Origin of the sequence: Microbacterium sp. Leaf320 (assembly GCF_001423485.1) — a bacterium.
Classification (GTDB): Bacteria; Actinomycetota; Actinomycetes; order Actinomycetales; family Microbacteriaceae; genus Microbacterium.
The window spans coordinates 758,559-772,895 of sequence record NZ_LMOD01000002.1; the positions used below are offsets into that span (position 1 = coordinate 758,559).

The 14,337-nt window shown below is 69.5% G+C and carries 18 protein-coding genes; 13 read left to right on the forward strand and 5 right to left on the reverse strand.

The features are described from left to right. Nucleotides 1-4: 4 nt before the first annotated feature. Together ASF63_RS08495 and ASF63_RS08500 are read left to right on the forward strand one after the other, a co-directional pair. Complete coding sequence (locus ASF63_RS08495; RefSeq protein ID WP_056511993.1) at nucleotides 5-2,278, forward strand: beta-galactosidase; 2,274 nt, start codon at nucleotides 5-7, stop codon at nucleotides 2,276-2,278. A gap of 108 nt (nucleotides 2,279-2,386) precedes the next feature. Beyond that, nucleotides 2,387-3,202 carry a suppressor of fused domain protein gene (locus tag ASF63_RS08500; RefSeq protein ID WP_056511997.1) on the forward strand — a complete coding sequence of 272 codons (816 nt, stop codon included), beginning with the start codon at nucleotides 2,387-2,389 and terminating at the stop codon, nucleotides 3,200-3,202. A 21-nt stretch (nucleotides 3,203-3,223) separates the two neighbouring features. Here the strand turns inward: ASF63_RS08500 and ASF63_RS08505 are convergent, their stop codons facing one another. Then, nucleotides 3,224-4,129 carry an SDR family NAD(P)-dependent oxidoreductase gene (locus tag ASF63_RS08505; protein WP_056512000.1) on the reverse strand — a complete coding sequence of 302 codons (906 nt, stop codon included), beginning with the start codon at nucleotides 4,127-4,129 and terminating at the stop codon, nucleotides 3,224-3,226. Nucleotides 4,130-4,290: 161 nt separating this feature from the next. Here ASF63_RS08505 and ASF63_RS08510 point away from each other — a divergent pair, with 161 nt between their 5' ends. From ASF63_RS08510 to ASF63_RS08545, 8 genes are all read left to right on the forward strand, one after another. Beyond that, the gene (locus ASF63_RS08510; protein WP_082477964.1) at nucleotides 4,291-4,815 is read left to right on the forward strand and encodes an Asp23/Gls24 family envelope stress response protein; all 525 of its coding nucleotides are present in this window, start codon (nucleotides 4,291-4,293) and stop codon (nucleotides 4,813-4,815) included. Continuing rightward, nucleotides 4,812-5,000, forward strand: a complete 189-nt coding sequence (locus ASF63_RS08515; protein ID WP_056512003.1) for a DUF2273 domain-containing protein — start codon at nucleotides 4,812-4,814, stop codon at nucleotides 4,998-5,000. Before ASF63_RS08510 ends, ASF63_RS08515 begins: the two co-directional genes overlap by 4 nt. Then, the gene (locus ASF63_RS08520) at nucleotides 5,000-5,392 is read left to right on the forward strand and encodes a hypothetical protein (protein ID WP_056512005.1); all 393 of its coding nucleotides are present in this window, start codon (nucleotides 5,000-5,002) and stop codon (nucleotides 5,390-5,392) included. The genes ASF63_RS08515 and ASF63_RS08520 overlap by 1 nt, the downstream gene beginning before the upstream one ends. Beyond that, entirely contained in the window at nucleotides 5,389-5,973 is a 585-nt protein-coding gene (locus ASF63_RS08525) for a DUF6286 domain-containing protein (RefSeq protein ID WP_056512008.1), read from the forward strand. Before ASF63_RS08520 ends, ASF63_RS08525 begins: the two co-directional genes overlap by 4 nt. Next, nucleotides 5,970-6,584: a hypothetical protein gene (locus tag ASF63_RS08530; protein ID WP_056512012.1), complete on the forward strand. Its 615-nt coding sequence runs from the start codon at nucleotides 5,970-5,972 to the stop codon at nucleotides 6,582-6,584. Before ASF63_RS08525 ends, ASF63_RS08530 begins: the two co-directional genes overlap by 4 nt. A gap of 44 nt (nucleotides 6,585-6,628) precedes the next feature. Continuing rightward, on the forward strand, nucleotides 6,629-6,841 hold the full coding sequence (locus ASF63_RS08535) for a hypothetical protein (protein WP_056512015.1): 213 nt from the start codon (nucleotides 6,629-6,631) through the stop codon (nucleotides 6,839-6,841). 100 nt (nucleotides 6,842-6,941) lie between these two features. Next, nucleotides 6,942-7,115 carry a CsbD family protein gene (locus tag ASF63_RS08540; RefSeq protein ID WP_053098095.1) on the forward strand — a complete coding sequence of 58 codons (174 nt, stop codon included), beginning with the start codon at nucleotides 6,942-6,944 and terminating at the stop codon, nucleotides 7,113-7,115. An 88-nt stretch (nucleotides 7,116-7,203) separates the two neighbouring features. Continuing rightward, on the forward strand, nucleotides 7,204-8,055 hold the full coding sequence (locus ASF63_RS08545; RefSeq protein WP_056512018.1) for a hypothetical protein: 852 nt from the start codon (nucleotides 7,204-7,206) through the stop codon (nucleotides 8,053-8,055). Between the two features lie 15 nt (nucleotides 8,056-8,070). Here ASF63_RS08545 and ASF63_RS08550 read toward each other — a convergent pair whose 3' ends face one another. After that, nucleotides 8,071-8,769 (reverse strand): winged helix-turn-helix transcriptional regulator, encoded by a 699-nt coding sequence (locus tag ASF63_RS08550; RefSeq protein WP_056512936.1) that lies wholly within the window; start codon nucleotides 8,767-8,769, stop codon nucleotides 8,071-8,073. Nucleotides 8,770-8,859: 90 nt separating this feature from the next. Between ASF63_RS08550 and ASF63_RS08555 the strand changes: the two genes are divergently transcribed. Further along, entirely contained in the window at nucleotides 8,860-9,690 is an 831-nt protein-coding gene (locus ASF63_RS08555) for a class I SAM-dependent methyltransferase (RefSeq protein WP_056512020.1), read from the forward strand. 27 nt (nucleotides 9,691-9,717) lie between these two features. Here the strand turns inward: ASF63_RS08555 and ASF63_RS08560 are convergent, their stop codons facing one another. Then, nucleotides 9,718-10,341 carry an HD domain-containing protein gene (locus tag ASF63_RS08560; protein ID WP_200933988.1) on the reverse strand — a complete coding sequence of 208 codons (624 nt, stop codon included), beginning with the start codon at nucleotides 10,339-10,341 and terminating at the stop codon, nucleotides 9,718-9,720. 71 nt (nucleotides 10,342-10,412) lie between these two features. Between ASF63_RS08560 and ASF63_RS08565 the strand changes: the two genes are divergently transcribed. Continuing rightward, nucleotides 10,413-11,144, forward strand: a complete 732-nt coding sequence (locus ASF63_RS08565) for an alpha/beta fold hydrolase (protein ID WP_056512023.1) — start codon at nucleotides 10,413-10,415, stop codon at nucleotides 11,142-11,144. Nucleotides 11,145-11,167: 23 nt separating this feature from the next. Then, nucleotides 11,168-11,584 (forward strand): DUF2809 domain-containing protein, encoded by a 417-nt coding sequence (locus ASF63_RS08570; protein ID WP_056512026.1) that lies wholly within the window; start codon nucleotides 11,168-11,170, stop codon nucleotides 11,582-11,584. Here the strand turns inward: ASF63_RS08570 and ASF63_RS08575 are convergent. Together ASF63_RS08575 and ASF63_RS08580 are read right to left on the reverse strand one after the other, a co-directional pair. Further along, complete coding sequence (locus tag ASF63_RS08575; protein ID WP_056512029.1) at nucleotides 11,550-12,473, reverse strand: DUF1295 domain-containing protein; 924 nt, start codon at nucleotides 12,471-12,473, stop codon at nucleotides 11,550-11,552. The two genes, ASF63_RS08570 and ASF63_RS08575, sit on opposite strands and share 35 nt — an antisense overlap. A 17-nt stretch (nucleotides 12,474-12,490) precedes the next feature. Further along, a complete protein-coding gene (locus ASF63_RS08580; RefSeq protein ID WP_056512031.1) occupies nucleotides 12,491-14,320 on the reverse strand; it encodes an AMP-dependent synthetase/ligase in 1,830 nt (609 codons plus the stop codon). Nucleotides 14,321-14,337 lie beyond the last annotated feature (17 nt).

Here is a 14,337-nt window from a genome sequence, read left to right on the forward strand (position 1 = left end):
AACCATGACCGCGACGTCGCGCCTTCGGACCATCCGGCTCCTCGATGACCGGCCCCCGCTCATCGAGCCGGCCATGAGCAACACCGAGGACCCGCACGAGAGGCTGCGTCTGACGAGTCGGTGGATCGAGGTCGATGGGTCACCGACGGTGCCGGTGACCGGCGAGATGCACTTCAGCCGGATACCGTGCAGGCGGTGGGAGGAGCAGCTGCGGCTTCTCGTCGCCTCCGGACTCACCTCGGTCTCGACATACGTGTTCTGGATCCACCATGAGCGCGAACGCGGTCAGGTGCGGTTCGACGGCGACCTGGACATCGCGGCCTTTCTCGAGACGGCGGAGCGGGTGGGCATCGACGTGATCCTTCGCATCGGTCCGTGGTGTCACGGAGAGGTCCGAAACGGCGGTCATCCGGACTGGGTGGTCTCAGCCCTCGGCGGTCGCGCACGGACGAACGATCCCGAATACCTCGCGCTGGTGCGCGACTGGTACGAACGCATCGCCGAACAGGTTCGGCCGTTCTGCGGCCCGGATCGGCCGATCGTCGGCATCCAGCTCGAGAACGAGCTCCACGACCAGCCCGATCACATCGCGGCTCTGAAGGTCATCGCCCAGGAGTCCGGGCTCTCGGCCCCGATGTGGACGGCGACGGGGTGGGGCGGTGCGATGCTGCCGCCCCACGACGTCTTCCCGCTCTACAGCGGGTATGCCGACGGCTTCTGGGCGGGTCAGGGCTCGACCTGGGACGACAGCTTCCGTGATCACTTCCGGTTCGCGCACGTCTGGGACGACCCGGGTGTGGGAGGCGACTTCCGGGAGGAGGGCGCCGAGATCGTCGTGCGTGCGATCGACCCCGAGTTCCCTCCGGCGACGTGCGAGCTCGGTGGAGGCATGGCGACCGCGTATCACCGCCGACCGATCGCGCGCGGGCGGGACATCGCCGCCCTCGCCAATGTGAAGATCGGCAACGGGTCGGCGTGGCAGGGCTTCTACATGTACGCGGGAGGCGTGAACCCCGAGGACGGACTGCAGGAGAGCCTCGCCACGGGATACCCGAACGACCTGCCGCGCTTCGACTACGACTTCCAGGCGGCGTTCGGCGCCACGGGTCGTCCGGGCCCGAGCCTGGGCGTGCTCCGCGACCACAACGCGTTCCTCGCCGCCTTCGGCCCGCGCCTCGCCGACACGTTCAGCTCTCTTCCCGACGATGCCCCCGTCGACGTTCACGACCTCGACTCGCTGCGCTGGGCGGTGCGCGGAGACGGTGCCAGCGGGTTCCTGTTCGTCAACACCCATCAGCCGCACGAGCCGCTGTCGGGCTCGACCGGTGTGCAGTTCCGCATCCCCTTCGCCGATGGCGACCTGGTGGTCCCCGACCGCCCGATCGACATCCCGAGCGGGGTGATCGGCCGCTGGCCGCTGCGGATCGACGTCGCGGGTGTCCGCGTCGAGTGGGCGACGGCATCCGTCGCCGGGATCGTCGACGGTGAGGTGCCGACGCTGGTCCTCCGTGCGCACGACGGCCTTCCCGCTCGTCTGCAGTTCGGCGGAGGGCCTCGTGCCCTCCTTCGCGGGATCGAGGTGGATGCAGCGGCGCCGCTCGATCTCGACCCGGGTGATGTCCTGGTGATCGACGGTGCCCTGCGCATCCTCGTGGTCGACGAGGAGCGAGCCGAGCGGCTCTGGTACCTCGGCGCCGACCTGATCGACTCGACGGATGCCGTCTGGCGGCAAGCCGGTGACCTCGTGGTGCGCGCAGACCGCGAGCCGACGGCGCTCATCTGGAGTGGCGAGGAGTTCACCCCGCTCGTCCTGCGCACCCACGCGCGGCCGGGATCGACCCGAGTGATGGTCGAGGAGCTGCGCCCCGTGGGCGACGTCCCGGCGCGCTACGGCGAATCGATGGGCCGGTCGGCAGCGCCCGACAGCGCGCAGTTCGACGACGTCGCCGGTGTCTGGCGGATCGTGCCGCCCGCGCCGCACGACCGGTCGGCGGGAGATCTCGTCGAGCTCGTCGTCGATTGGGAGGGCGACGTCGCCCAGCTCCGCGCGGACGGCGTCGTGATCGGGGATCGCTTCTGGGACGGCCTGACCTGGCGCATCGACGTCACCGAACTCGCTCCCGGTGCGGATCTCACCCTGCACATCGCGCCGATCGCGGCGCACAGCGTGATCGATCTCGACGCGTCCGTGCGCGATCGCGTCGATGCGGCGGGGTGCCTCGGGGCTGTCGTCCGCATCGATCGCGTCGTGTCCTCGCGCTGGACGTCAGAGCGCTGACTCCACGACGTCAGGGGTCATGCGCCCAGCCGAGAAGGCGCAGTGCCGGCCGGGCCGGACAGGGTCGGCCCGTTGCCACGCCGGGCGACTCCCTGTGAGACTGGGGCGATGACCGACGGCCTCGAGTTCCCCCGCCATGTCTTCGATGCGCTCGGCGCAGATCCCATCGCGTGGGAGGACCGCATCGGCGGTGCGATCCGGGTGGTCGAGAAGCGGCCGGCCGGCGGTCCGATCACGATCATGACCTCGGGGGCCTCTCTGATGCCCACGGACTCGGGCGAGCGCGTCGAGCTGGCGGTCGAGGTGCTCGACGGTCAGCAGGGTGCCGCTCGCGTGGCGCTCGGGATCGTGTGCGACGACATGGCGACGAACCGGCGGGTGCCCCCGGTCGGTGCCCCGTGGCGCAACAGCGAGCCGTTCCTCACCGGCACCCGGATCTCGGCGATCATGGTGACGCCGTCGCGCTGGGGCGCATCGTTCGACGACGTCCGCGCCGACGACGGAACGGTGATCGGGCATGTCCGCACGCTCCGGATGCTCACGGATGCCGAGGCCGGCTTCGCTTCGGCGAAGGGGTGGGACGCCCTGGTCGCGGAGGCAGGGTCGGTGGATGCTCTGCTCGATGTCACGCGCGACGACGCCGCCTCGTCTCCGGGGCTCGCGGGCAATGCCCCCGTCTTCCTGTCGAAGCTGCATGCCGAGCATCCGCCCCGCTGGATCACGTTCACGGGCAGCGACCTGCAGTCGGTCACAGGGCTCGAGTCCGAGGAGTACATGAACGACTCCGCGAATCACGAGGTGTGGTCGGTCGACTCGTTCGTCGCCCGCTTCCCGTGGGTCGCGGCCTTCGTGCGCGAAGCGAAGTCCGGCCAGACCGGGCTGTTCACCGACGCCTCGGGGGCATACGTGCTCGAAGACGACTAGGGCGTGTCCAGGGCCCCGTGGCTAGGCCGAGAAGCGCACGCCGGCCATGTGCTCGGCGACGGACCACAGCTCGGCCCCCACGTCGACCGAGCGCACCTGCTCGCTCGCGGTGACCCGCTTGGGCGCTCCGCGGAACTCGAGCAGACCGCCGGGGCCCCAGTAATCGCCGCCGGTGGCGTCTGAGGCGACCGCCGCGTGCACGATGGGCGCTGCTCCGGCATCCTTCCCCTGCACGAGCGCGCGACTCAGCGAGGCGAACGCCCGCGTCGTGGCCGAGACGTCTGCGAGTCCGTCGCGGTGCGGGGTGAGCGGATCGACCGCGTAGCCGGGGTGCGCGCAGAGCGCGGAGCGCGCCGTGCCCCGCCAGCGGCGGTTGAGTTCGAACGCGAACGCCATGAGCGCGGCCTTCGAGCGGCCGTACTGGCGCAGCGATGCTCCGGTCCACGGCTCTGCGAGCGTCGCAGGGTCGATGTCTGCGAAGCGATGAGCGAGCGAGCCGACCGCCACGACGCGCGCATCGTCGGCGAGCACGTGCCCGAGCTGAGCGAGCAGAGCGAAGTGCCCGACGAAGTTCGTGCCCACCATCAGATCCAGTCCGTCGGCGGTGCGCGCGTCGCGATCCGCCGCCTTGACCCCCGCGTTGCAGATCACGGCGTCGACGCGCTCGTCGAGCGACGCGGCGGCTGCTCGGATGCTCGTGAGAGAGCCGAGATCGACCGAGAGGATCCTGAGATCCGCGCCCGGCACATGAGCGCGGATCGAGGAAGCGGCGACCTCTGCGCGCTCGGTCGACCGGCATCCGAGCAGCACCCGTGCGCCGTGTGCGGCGAGGATCTCGGCGCACCAGTATCCGATGCCCGCATTCGCCCCGGTCACGAGGATCGTGCGGCCGTGCAGGTCGGGTATTCCCGTCGCTGAGGAGGTCATGCTCTCCAACCTAGGTGGCGTTCGAAGAGCCTCAGGAAGAATTCTTCGACGAATCTGTGACGAATCCCCGCCCCCGCACGTCCTATCTGTGAGCGACCAACACGCTCCCGGTGAGGCCATCAGGTCTCGCAGCCGGCACCCCGTGAGACGAAGGAAAAGTCATGGCAACTCAGGACCAGAACACCCCCGCCAGCCCCGCTGAGAAGGAACTGGCACAGACTTCCGCCGCGCCGAAGTCGGCAGCATCCACCTCGCGCGTGGACCGCTCCTCCAGCTTCTCGACGTCGCGGATCCCCGCCGACTCCGATGCCGCGGGCAAGACCACCATCGCCGACGGCGTCGTGGCCAAGGTCGCCGGCATCGCCGCCCGTGAGGTCGCCGGCGTGTACGCGCTCGGTGGCGGCGGAGCACGCGCCTTCGGCGCCATCCGCGACGCCGTCAACGCCACCGACCTCTCGCAGGGTGTCAAGGTCGAGGTCGGTGAGACGCAGGCCGCCGCAGACCTGACCATCGTCGTCGAGTACCCCGCCCCCATCCAGGAGGTCGCGAACAACGTCCGCGCCGCCGTCGCGGGAGCGATCAGCCGTCTGGTCGGCCTCGAGGTCGTCGAGGTCAACGTCGAGGTCAACGACGTCCACGTGCCCGGCGACGACAACCACGAGAACGAGGAGTCGCGCGTCTCATGACCCCCACCACCACGGGTGCCCTGATCGGTGCCCTCCTCGCCCTCGCGGCGCTGATGTTCGGATTCTGGGGCTTCCTGCTCATGGCTCTGTTCGCCGGCATCGGGGCGCTCATCGGTCGGATCGCGTCCGGCAAGCTCGACGTCCGCGGTCTCGCGGACGCCTTCACCGGGCGGCGTACCTCCTGATGCGCGCCGACCAGCACTTCGCCGCCGGTGGCGGCCCCGTCGGGGCCGCCACCGAGGCCACCGTCCCTGGTCGCGTCGACGTGAAAGAGCGCGTCTACCGCACGGTCACCGAACAGGCGTCCGCAATCCTGATCGGTGTCCCGCGCGGTGACGTGAAGGTCGACGTGACCGAACACCCCGGCGGGATCGCGGTGCGCATCGCCACACCGCTTCCCGTTCCCGATCTCGACGACACCGTCGCGATCTCCCAGAGCGTCCCCGTGCTCGATCGGGCCCGCCAGCTGCAGGAGCAGCTCCAGCGGAACCTGACCGATGTCCTCGGACGCGACGTCACCCGCATCAACCTCACCATCACCGGTGCGACCATCCCCGAGAGGAGACGAGTGCGATGAGCACCCCTGTTCTTCGTCGCGTCGTCCGACGCGAGACGCATTCACCGCGTACCGTCGCGATGTTCGTGGCGGTCATCCTCCTCATCCTCGCCCTTGCCTACATCGGGCTCGAGATCGTGCTGAGCCTCGCCGCCCAGCCCGCGCTCCTGCTCGGTCCCGCAGCGGCCGGCGGATGGCTGGTGGGTCTGCCCACCGCGCAGCCCGCCGGACTCGTGATCGCCGGCAGCGTGGTGCTCGCCCTCATCGGGGTCGTCTTCCTCGTGCTCGCCCTCACACCGGGCCGCCTGTCGAAGCACACCCTCGACGCGGGCGACCGGGCGGTCGTCGTCGACAACGGCGTGATCGCGAGCGCTCTCGCTCAACACCTGTCTGAGGAGACGGGCCTCGCCCGTGACAACATCACCGTCGGTGTGGGTCACCGCGGAGTCGACGTCACCGTGCGCCCCGGCGCCGGGATCCCGCTCGACAAGAATGCGGTGCAGTCCGCCGCCGAAGCCGAGCTGCAGACGTACCGACTCACCAGGAGCGTCCGTACCCGGGTGCGCATCGAGCGCCCCACCGATCAGGAGGACGAGCTGTGAACAACACGAACCGTGCGCTGAACCGCGCACTGCTGCTGATCATCGGGCTGCTGTTCCTGGCCCTCGGCGCCATCGGCATCACGATCATGAGCTGGCCCACCGCGACGGACATCTGGACGTCGGCCGGTGAGAACGCCCGCTCCTGGCTCGACCAGGCGATCGCTGCCACCGCGATCGCGGGCGGCAGTCTCTCGTGGATCGGAATCGGTGCCGTCGCGGCGATCCTCGTGGTCGTCGTGCTGCTGATCCTCGCGCTCACCAGCATCGCCGGACGCCGCTCCAAGACGGCGTTCCGCTCGACGGGTGCGCAGAACCCACTGGGTCGGGTCACCGTCACCGAGTCCTTCGTGTCGGATGCCGTGAAGAATTCGCTCGCGACGCGAGACGAGATCCTCTCGGCGCAGGTCACGGCGAACGACATCCGCAACACGCCCGTGCTGCACGTGTCGGTCACGCCGCGGCAGAACACCGACCCGCGCGAGCTCGTCGATCACGTCGACCGGCTGCTCACCAACCTCGCCACCCTGACCGGCCGTGACACCGAGACCTACGTCTCGATCCACACCGGACTCCGTGCGCGTCTCGCCCACGACCAGCGTCGACTGTCGTGAACACCGGCCGTCGCCCTCGTACTCAGGAAGCAGGAACCAGCATCATGCGAAACAAGATCCTCCTCATCGGCGCCGTCGCCTTCGCCGCCTACATCCTGGGCAGCCGGTCGGCGACCGTGCAGGTGAACAAGGGCGAGTCGGTCCGGCATCAGCTCGTACGGATGTGGAACGACCCGAAGGCGAAGAAGGAACGCGCCAAGACCGCCAAGAAGGCGGCCAAGGCCGCGGAGAAGGCGCTCGACCGGGTGCGCCGCTGACACCCGTCCACACACTTATCGTCGGTCGCGAAGAGCAACGGCGATAAGACGTCGGGAATCCTCCCGAAGTCAACGATCACCCTCACGAAAGGAGCTCCTCATGGGACTCGATGACAAGATCAAGAACGCCGCTCAGGACATCGCCGGCAAGGCGAAGGAAGCGATCGGCAACGCGACCGACAACGACAAGCTCGCCGCCGAAGGCAAGGCCGACCAGGTCAAGGCCGACGCGAAGAAGGCCGGCGAGAACGTCAAGGACGCGTTCAAGAAGTAAGACCCCCGGCGCGGGCGGGTGGAGGGTGATTCACACCTCCACCCGCCCGTTGCTGTGCGCGCGGGAGCCGACGTGAGACGATGCCGGGATGGATGCCGGGAAGGATGCCGCCGCGGAGGACGAACTGCGGGAGCTGCGGGCTCGCGCGTACGGCCCTCACGCCGATATCGCGACGGATCCGGCTGCTCTCCGCCGGCTGCAGGAGCTCGAGTCGTCGCGTGCTGCGTCGCCCGCCCGACTCCGAGAGGGAGGGGCGACCGCTCTCGACTCCCCTGATGCCGCCGCCGAGTTGCGCCTCGTGATCCCTGCTGCAGACGACTCCCGCGCGAGCGACGAGCTCCTCGATCGACTGGGTGACGACTCGCGTTGGGATGACACCGTCGCGCTCGATGAGCCGACCGACGATGCCGACTGGCGGTCGCATCTCGCGCGATGGCGGACGCCGCTGTGGGTGGCATCGGTCGTGGCATCCGCTGCCGTGGCCGCCGGTGCGACCTTCGCCCTGACGTCGATGCCGTCGGTCTCGTCATCGGCGGAGGCGCCGCAGATCGAGACGCTCGAACTGTCGCGCACCGGAGCGGTGCCCCCGGGGTGGTTCGGGGCCGAGACCGACGTCGCGGCCGCCGAGTTCTTCGGCCTGACGGTCTTCGAGGGTCCGGGGTGGGTCTCGGAGTCGGGCGACCGGTCGTCGGAGAACCGCTGCATCTCGGTCGTCAGGACGGTCGATGTGCCGGACGAGGGCTCGAACGACGGATCGTCGTACTCGAGCGGACCGATGTACGCGGCATGCAGCATCGGTGCGTTCCCGGCTGAGGTCGAGGTGCTGATCGACGCGGAGATGCCGGCACAGCTGATCGAGCGATATCCCTCGGGCGTCGCGCTCCAGTTCGTGCTCGACGGCGACCGCGTCGGAGTCTTCCTCGACAGCGACGAGGAGTAGCGGGTGTGCCGCGCTTCAGCGGCTCGCCCCCACGCCCGCGCCCACGCGCGGCACCCCGGCATACCCCGGGCGGATGAACCACGACGGCAGCGCTCGCCGCAGGTGGGTCGGGCCCGTCGTCGTGGCGTCGTCCGCGAGCAGCAGCGTCGTCCACTCGATGTCGCCGCGCCAGAACCGGGTCAGTGAGCGCAATGAGCAGCGCACCTCGATCGCGACCTCGTAACCGGGATCGGCGTGGCACACGTCGGCATCCCCGTCGTGGATGACCAGCCACCACCGTCGCTGCGCCGGGCTCGCATCGGTGAAGTGCAGGGCGATCACCGTGCGCGCTTCCGGAACGGTCTCATGGTCGATGTTGCGATGCATGTCCCAGAGCAGCAGCTTGGGGTCGAGATCGGCGTCGCCGAGCTCGCCGATCCATCGCACGCCCCATGCCGAGAGCTGCTCGACGACCGGCCGCAGCTCGGCGCCCGCCGGGGTGAGCACGTAGCGGACGTCGGCGCCCTGGGCGATCCGCTCGATCAGTCCGGCGCGCTGCAGCTGGTCGAGCCGATGCGACAGCAGAGTGGGCGACATGCGGGGGAGGCCGCGACGCAGGTCGTTGAAGTGCTCGGTGCCGAGCAGCAGCTCGCGCAGCAGGAGCATCGTCCACCGCTCGTCGAGCAGCTCCATCGCCTTGGCGACGGGGCAGAACTGGTAATAGGGGGCGCCCACGAGGCTCACGATAGACCCGGTACAGATCCGATACTAGAGCGGTCTGTGCGGGCTTCGTAGCGTGAGGATCACAAGGCAGAGGAGCCCATCATGAACACCACCACAGACCTTCAGACCGATGCGGATCGCGCGTTGAAGGCGAAGCACAGGATCGTCTGGGCGCTCGGCGACTACGCCGCCGTCGCGCGTGAGGTCATTCCCGAACTCGGCAGGGTTGTCGTAGCCGAGAGCGGCGTCAGGCCCGGTGACCGGGTGCTCGATGTCGCCGCCGGCACGGGCAACGCGTCGATCGAGGCTGCACGTGCCGGAGCATCCGTGGTCGCCAGCGACCTCACGCCCGAGCTGCTCGAGATCGGAAGGCAGGATGCCCCGCGTCAGGGCGTAGAGCTCACCTTCGAAGAGGCGGATGCCGAGGCGCTGCCCTATGCCGACGACTCGTACGACGTGGTGCTCTCGTGCGTCGGCGTCATGTTCGCACCGCACCACGAGGTCGCGGCCGGCGAGCTGACCCGAGTCGGCCGCCCGGGCGGCAGACTGGCACTGATCAACTGGACCCCCGAGGGTTTCATCGGCCAGCTGTTCGCCACGCTGAAGCAGTTCGTCCCTGCGCCTCCTGCAGGCGTTCAGCCGCCACCGCTCTGGGGCAGCGAGGACCACGTGCGCGAGCTGCTCGGAGACCGCGTGACCGATCTGACGATGGAGCGTCGGCGGCTGTCGGTCGACAGGTTCGCGTCGGGCGCTGCGTTCCGGGACTTCTTCCGGGACTTCTACGGACCCACAGCGGCGGCCTACCGCGGGATCGGCGACGACGATGAACGGCGCGGCGAGCTGGACGACGCTCTGGCCGCGCTCGGCGACCGCCACCTCGACGGCGGCGCGATGGACTGGGAGTACCTGCTGGTGACCGCGACCGTGAAGTGAGCGCCGCACGGGGGCGCGCCGAGTGCGTCAGCCGAGCGGGTTGTTCGCCAGCTTGCGGACGACGCCGCCCTCGACCAGCCGGTGCGCTGCGGTGTGCGGCTTCCGCGAGGCCTGGTCGACGACGCCGGTGCCGAACTCCTGAGCGAGGTCGAGACGCGGGTGCGCGTCGAGCACCTCTCGGATGAAGGTCGCGGGGAGCGCATCGGGTCGAGCGCCGGAGATGTCGAGACCGGTCGCGATCTCGAGCAGGTATCCCTCGAGGTCGAGGTCGGGATCGACGGCCGGCCAGTTGTGGCGCACGATCACCTCGAGCGCCCGCTGACCCCGACGCTGGTCCCATCCCGCACCGCGGGTGAGCGCGACAGCCACGTGCCCTCCGGACTCCTCATACGAGCGGAAGACGTTGTCGAACTCGGGCACCAGGCCGATGTCGTGCAGCACGGCGGCGACGTAGAGGAGTTCGCGGTCGATGTCCGTCCGACCCTCGATGATCGCGAACGCCTCGGCCCACAGCCACGACCGCAGCACATGATTCAGCATCGTCGGTGAGTGGTACTGCGTCGCGAGAGACAGGGCGGCCCGGGCCGCTGCCGTGTCCGGCTGCGCGAACGAGGCGAGTGTCAGGTGGGCGGGCGTCGCGTTCTCACTCATGCCGGTCAGCGTATCGCTGAGGCCGCTCACGACGAGAACGGCGGATGACACTCGGATGACACAATGACGGGATGCAGCTGCACACGGCGACCTCCGGCTCAGGCGAGCACCATGTCGGACTGATCCACGGCCTGGGAGCCGACGGCACGACGTGGCAGCCGTTGATCGATCTGATGCTCGCCACGGGCAGGTACGCCGTGACGACGATCGACCTGCGGGGTCACGGGCGCAGCGACCGGGCGTCGTCGTACACGCTGGGCGAACTCGCCGACGACGTCGTGGAGTCGCTGCCGCAGGGGCTGCACAGCGTCGTCGGGCACTCGCTGGGTGGTGCGGTGCTCGTCCGCGCGGTCGAACGGCTCCGCCCTGCGCGTGCGATCTACCTCGACCCCGGCTTCGGTCTCGCGCTTCCCACCACGGGCCTCGCCGGCCGTGCCTTCTGGGCGGTTCCGGTGCTCACCCTGGGGGTCGTCGGTGCGCGGCAGGCACGTCGCAGCGCGTCGCAGCGAGCCGTCTACCCCGAGAGCATCCGGGAGTCGATGAAGGAGAGCCAGCGGCGCTTCGACTCGAAGATGGCGATCGGTGTGTTCCGCGAGATCGCTTTCCACCCGGTCGCGATCGCGGCTCCCGTGGTGCCGTCGACGATCGTGCTCTCCGACGAGTCGCCCGCGGTGCTGTCCGATGCCATGGCGGCCGGGCTCGAGAGCGAAGGCTGGGACATCCGTCGGATCTCCGGGATCCACCACGACATGCACCTGGAAGACCCCGAGCGGGTGTTCGGAGTCCTCGAGGACGTGCTCTGAGCCCGCTGACCTAGGGTGAGGGGGTGCAGCCCTCACCCGACCGCGACGCGACCGTGCGTACGCGTCGCCGACGACTTCTGGTCGCCGCGGTGCTGGTGATCGTGATCGGCCTCGCCGTGCACCTGATCGGCAGCGGCCCGGTGGCGGACTTCGCGGGTGATGCCCTCTACGCCGTGATGATCTACCTCGTCATCGCCGTCGTGTTCGCGCGCGCCGCGTCCTGGGTGATCGGCGCAGCGGCGCTCATCGTCTGCACCCTGATCGAGCTGTTCCAGCTCACGGGTCTCCCCGGAGTGTGGGCAGAGGCGTTCTGGCCCGTGCGACTGGTGCTGGGTGCCGGCTTCGACGCGCGCGACCTCATCGCCTACGCGGTGGGCGCGGCCGCAGCGACCGTGTGCGATCTGATCACGCGGCGCTCTCGCGCACGGCAGGTCGGGTGAGACGCGGGATCAGCGACGGCGTGTTCTCGCGGTACTCGATGTAGTCGGCGCGGTCGCCCCACTTCTTCTCGGCGCGTGCCTCGAGCAGCGGGATGCCGCTGACTCGCGTGAGCAGCAGGATCACGAAGAGGGGCGACAGGATCGCGACCCACTGCCATCCGGCGAGCACCGGTGCGGCGGTGAGGAAGACGCCCACCCAGAGCACGATCTCACCGAAGTAGTTGGGGTGGCGCGAGCGCGACCACAGGCCGGTGCGGATGAACTCGTCCTTGTTCGCGGGGTCGGCGCGGAATGCCGACTTCTGCGCGTCGGCGACGATCTCGATCACCAGGCCGAGTGCCCACACGATGATGCCCACGACGGTCAGCCATCCGATGGGGGCCCGCGCGCCGGCATCCGTGCTGATCGCGATCCATGCTGCGGCTGCCGTGATCGACACCCACGCGCCCTGGATCACCCACACCTGCAGGAAGCGCACGGGGGAGCCCTTGATCTCGTCGAAGCGTCCGTCGGACCCGGCCTTGTGCACGCGCATGGCGAGGAACGATCCGAGGCGCGCGGCCCATAGGATCACCATCGCCGCGAGGATCCAGCTGCGGGCGTCCGGCTTGGGAGTGAGCAGCACGAGGGCCACGGAGATCGCCAGGAACGTGAGGCTGCCGGTGAGGTCGAAGAACCGCTCGGTGCGCAGGATCATCGCAGGGATGAAGGCGAGGATCTGGATCGCATACGCCGCGGCGACGGCGAGGGCGAACAGCGGGACGCCGCCGAGCGTCGCACCGCCCTGACTGCCGGCGAGTGCGACGAGCGCCCCGATGACGAGTGCGACGATGATCGCGATGAGCGAGGCGCGCGAGGACTTGGGCTTCGTGGGGGTGGGGGAGGACATCGTGTTCTTTCCGGTTCTCAGAGGTACAGGTCTTCGACGGTGGCGCCGGCGCGATCGAGCACCACGCTCCGCTTGAGCTTCATGGTGGGCGTGACCAGCCCGCGGTCTTCGAGGTCGGCGAAGACCACGCTGAAGCGCCGCACCTGCTCACTGCGTGCCACGAGCGCGTTCGCGGCGTCGACGGCACGCTGCAGGTGGGCGCGGAGCGCCGGGTCGGTGACCTCGCGGATGTCGGGCTGGGTGACGGCGGGGATGCTGGTGCCCTGGGCGTCCGCCCAGGCGAGCGTCTGCTCAGGGTCGAGCACGAGCAGCGCCGAGAGGTACGGCTTGCCCTCGCCCACCATCACGGCGTGCGAGACGAGCGGATCCGCTTCGACGGCGCCCTCCCAGCGGGTCGGCACGATCGTCTTGCCGTTGGAGGTCACGATCACGTCTTTGAGGCGGCCCTCGAGGATCAGCCGGCCCTGGTCGTCGAGACGCCCGAGGTCGCCGGTGCGGAAGAAGCCGTCGACGAACGCGCCCTCGTCGTGGGCCGGATTGCGATAGCCGCCGAAGACGCCGAGGCCGCGGGCGAGCACTTCTCCCTCGTCGCTGATGCGCACCGTGAGACCAGGCAGCGGAGAGCCGACGCTGCCGGAGGAGATGCGACCGGGCAGGTTGCCGGTCAGGGGTGCCGTCGTCTCGGTGAGGCCGTAGCCCTCGATGACGGGGACCCCGATGCCGCGGAAGAAGAGCGAGAGCTCGGCGTCGAGCGCGGCACCCCCCGACAGGATGTAGCCGACGCGTCCGCCCATCACGGTGCGCAGGCGCCGGTAGAAGAGCGCGTCGAAGAAGCGGTGACGCAGGCGGAGCCCGCGGTCCCTCGGCACACGGCGGCCGGCATCGATGCGCTCGGCACGGCGGCCCCAGGCGATGGCCGTCGAGCGGGCCTTCGCCCACACTGCCGAGAGCTTCTTCTCAGCGGCCTTGTCGCCAGCGGCCGCCTGGATCTTCTGCAGCACGCGGGGCACGACGACCAGGAAGGTCGGGCGCAGTGTGTCGAGGGTGGCGACGACGGTCGACGGGTCGGACAGGTGCGCGATGCGCATGCCGCTGGCCAGGCAGATCAGCTGCAGCCCGCGTGCCAGCACGTGCGCGAGGGGCAGGAAGATGACGGTGTTCCCGCTCTCGTTCACGATCTCGCGATACGCGGCGGCGATGTTGAGCACCTGCCCGAGGAAGTTCCGATGCGTGAGCACGACGCCCTTGGGCTCACCGGTGGTGCCCGAGGTGTAGACGATCGTCGCGGCGTCGTCCTGCGAGGCCGACGTCCTGCGCGACTCGAGCTCGTCGTCGGAGACATCGACGCCGCGCGCGACCAGGTCGATGAGAGCGCTGGGCGAGGCGACATCCATCGTCCAGGCTCCGAGCGCGGCCGCATCCGTCTTCGCGAGTGCCGCCTGCAGAAGAGCCGCGTGCTCCGTGGTGCCGCCGATCGCGAGACGTACCCCGGCATCCGCGACTATCGCGTCGACCTGGGAAGCGGAGGAGGTCTCGTAGATCGGCACGACGACCGCGCCGGCGAACCAGGATGCGAGGTCGGCGACGGCCCATTCGTAGCGCGTCGGCGCCATGATCGCGATGGGGTCACCAGGTCGCACGCCCGAGGCGATGAAGCCCTTCGCCAGGGCGCGCACCTCATCAGAGAAGGCCTGCGTCGTGATCGGTCGCCAGGGCGCGTTCGTATCCGCCCCTGCCACCTCGAAGGCGACGTGATCGGGAGCGGAGGCGACGCGTGCGACGAGCAGGTCGGTGACGTTGCGGTACCCGTCGAGGTCTGCAAGCGGCGGGGTCGATGACTCGATCATCGGGGCTCCTCTCGGTC

Coding starts and splice junctions, on each gene's coding strand:
- ASF63_RS08555 (WP_056512020.1), top strand. CDS start 8,860: ATGAACACCACCACAGACCTTCAGACCGATGCGGATCGCGCGTTGAAG.
- ASF63_RS08510 (WP_082477964.1), top strand. CDS start 4,291: ATGGCAACTCAGGACCAGAACACCCCCGCCAGCCCCGCTGAGAAGGAA.
- ASF63_RS08525 (WP_056512008.1), top strand. CDS start 5,389: ATGAGCACCCCTGTTCTTCGTCGCGTCGTCCGACGCGAGACGCATTCA.
- ASF63_RS08505 (WP_056512000.1), bottom strand. CDS start 4,129: ATGACCTCCTCAGCGACGGGAATACCCGACCTGCACGGCCGCACGATC.
- ASF63_RS08515 (WP_056512003.1), top strand. CDS start 4,812: ATGACCCCCACCACCACGGGTGCCCTGATCGGTGCCCTCCTCGCCCTC.
- ASF63_RS08560 (WP_200933988.1), bottom strand. CDS start 10,341: ATGAGTGAGAACGCGACGCCCGCCCACCTGACACTCGCCTCGTTCGCG.
- ASF63_RS08500 (WP_056511997.1), top strand. CDS start 2,387: ATGACCGACGGCCTCGAGTTCCCCCGCCATGTCTTCGATGCGCTCGGC.
- ASF63_RS08575 (WP_056512029.1), bottom strand. CDS start 12,473: ATGTCCTCCCCCACCCCCACGAAGCCCAAGTCCTCGCGCGCCTCGCTC.
- ASF63_RS08520 (WP_056512005.1), top strand. CDS start 5,000: ATGCGCGCCGACCAGCACTTCGCCGCCGGTGGCGGCCCCGTCGGGGCC.
- ASF63_RS08535 (WP_056512015.1), top strand. CDS start 6,629: ATGCGAAACAAGATCCTCCTCATCGGCGCCGTCGCCTTCGCCGCCTAC.
- ASF63_RS08545 (WP_056512018.1), top strand. CDS start 7,204: ATGGATGCCGGGAAGGATGCCGCCGCGGAGGACGAACTGCGGGAGCTG.
- ASF63_RS08495 (WP_056511993.1), top strand. CDS start 5: ATGACCGCGACGTCGCGCCTTCGGACCATCCGGCTCCTCGATGACCGG.
- ASF63_RS08540 (WP_053098095.1), top strand. CDS start 6,942: ATGGGACTCGATGACAAGATCAAGAACGCCGCTCAGGACATCGCCGGC.
- ASF63_RS08565 (WP_056512023.1), top strand. CDS start 10,413: ATGCAGCTGCACACGGCGACCTCCGGCTCAGGCGAGCACCATGTCGGA.
- ASF63_RS08580 (WP_056512031.1), bottom strand. CDS start 14,320: ATGATCGAGTCATCGACCCCGCCGCTTGCAGACCTCGACGGGTACCGC.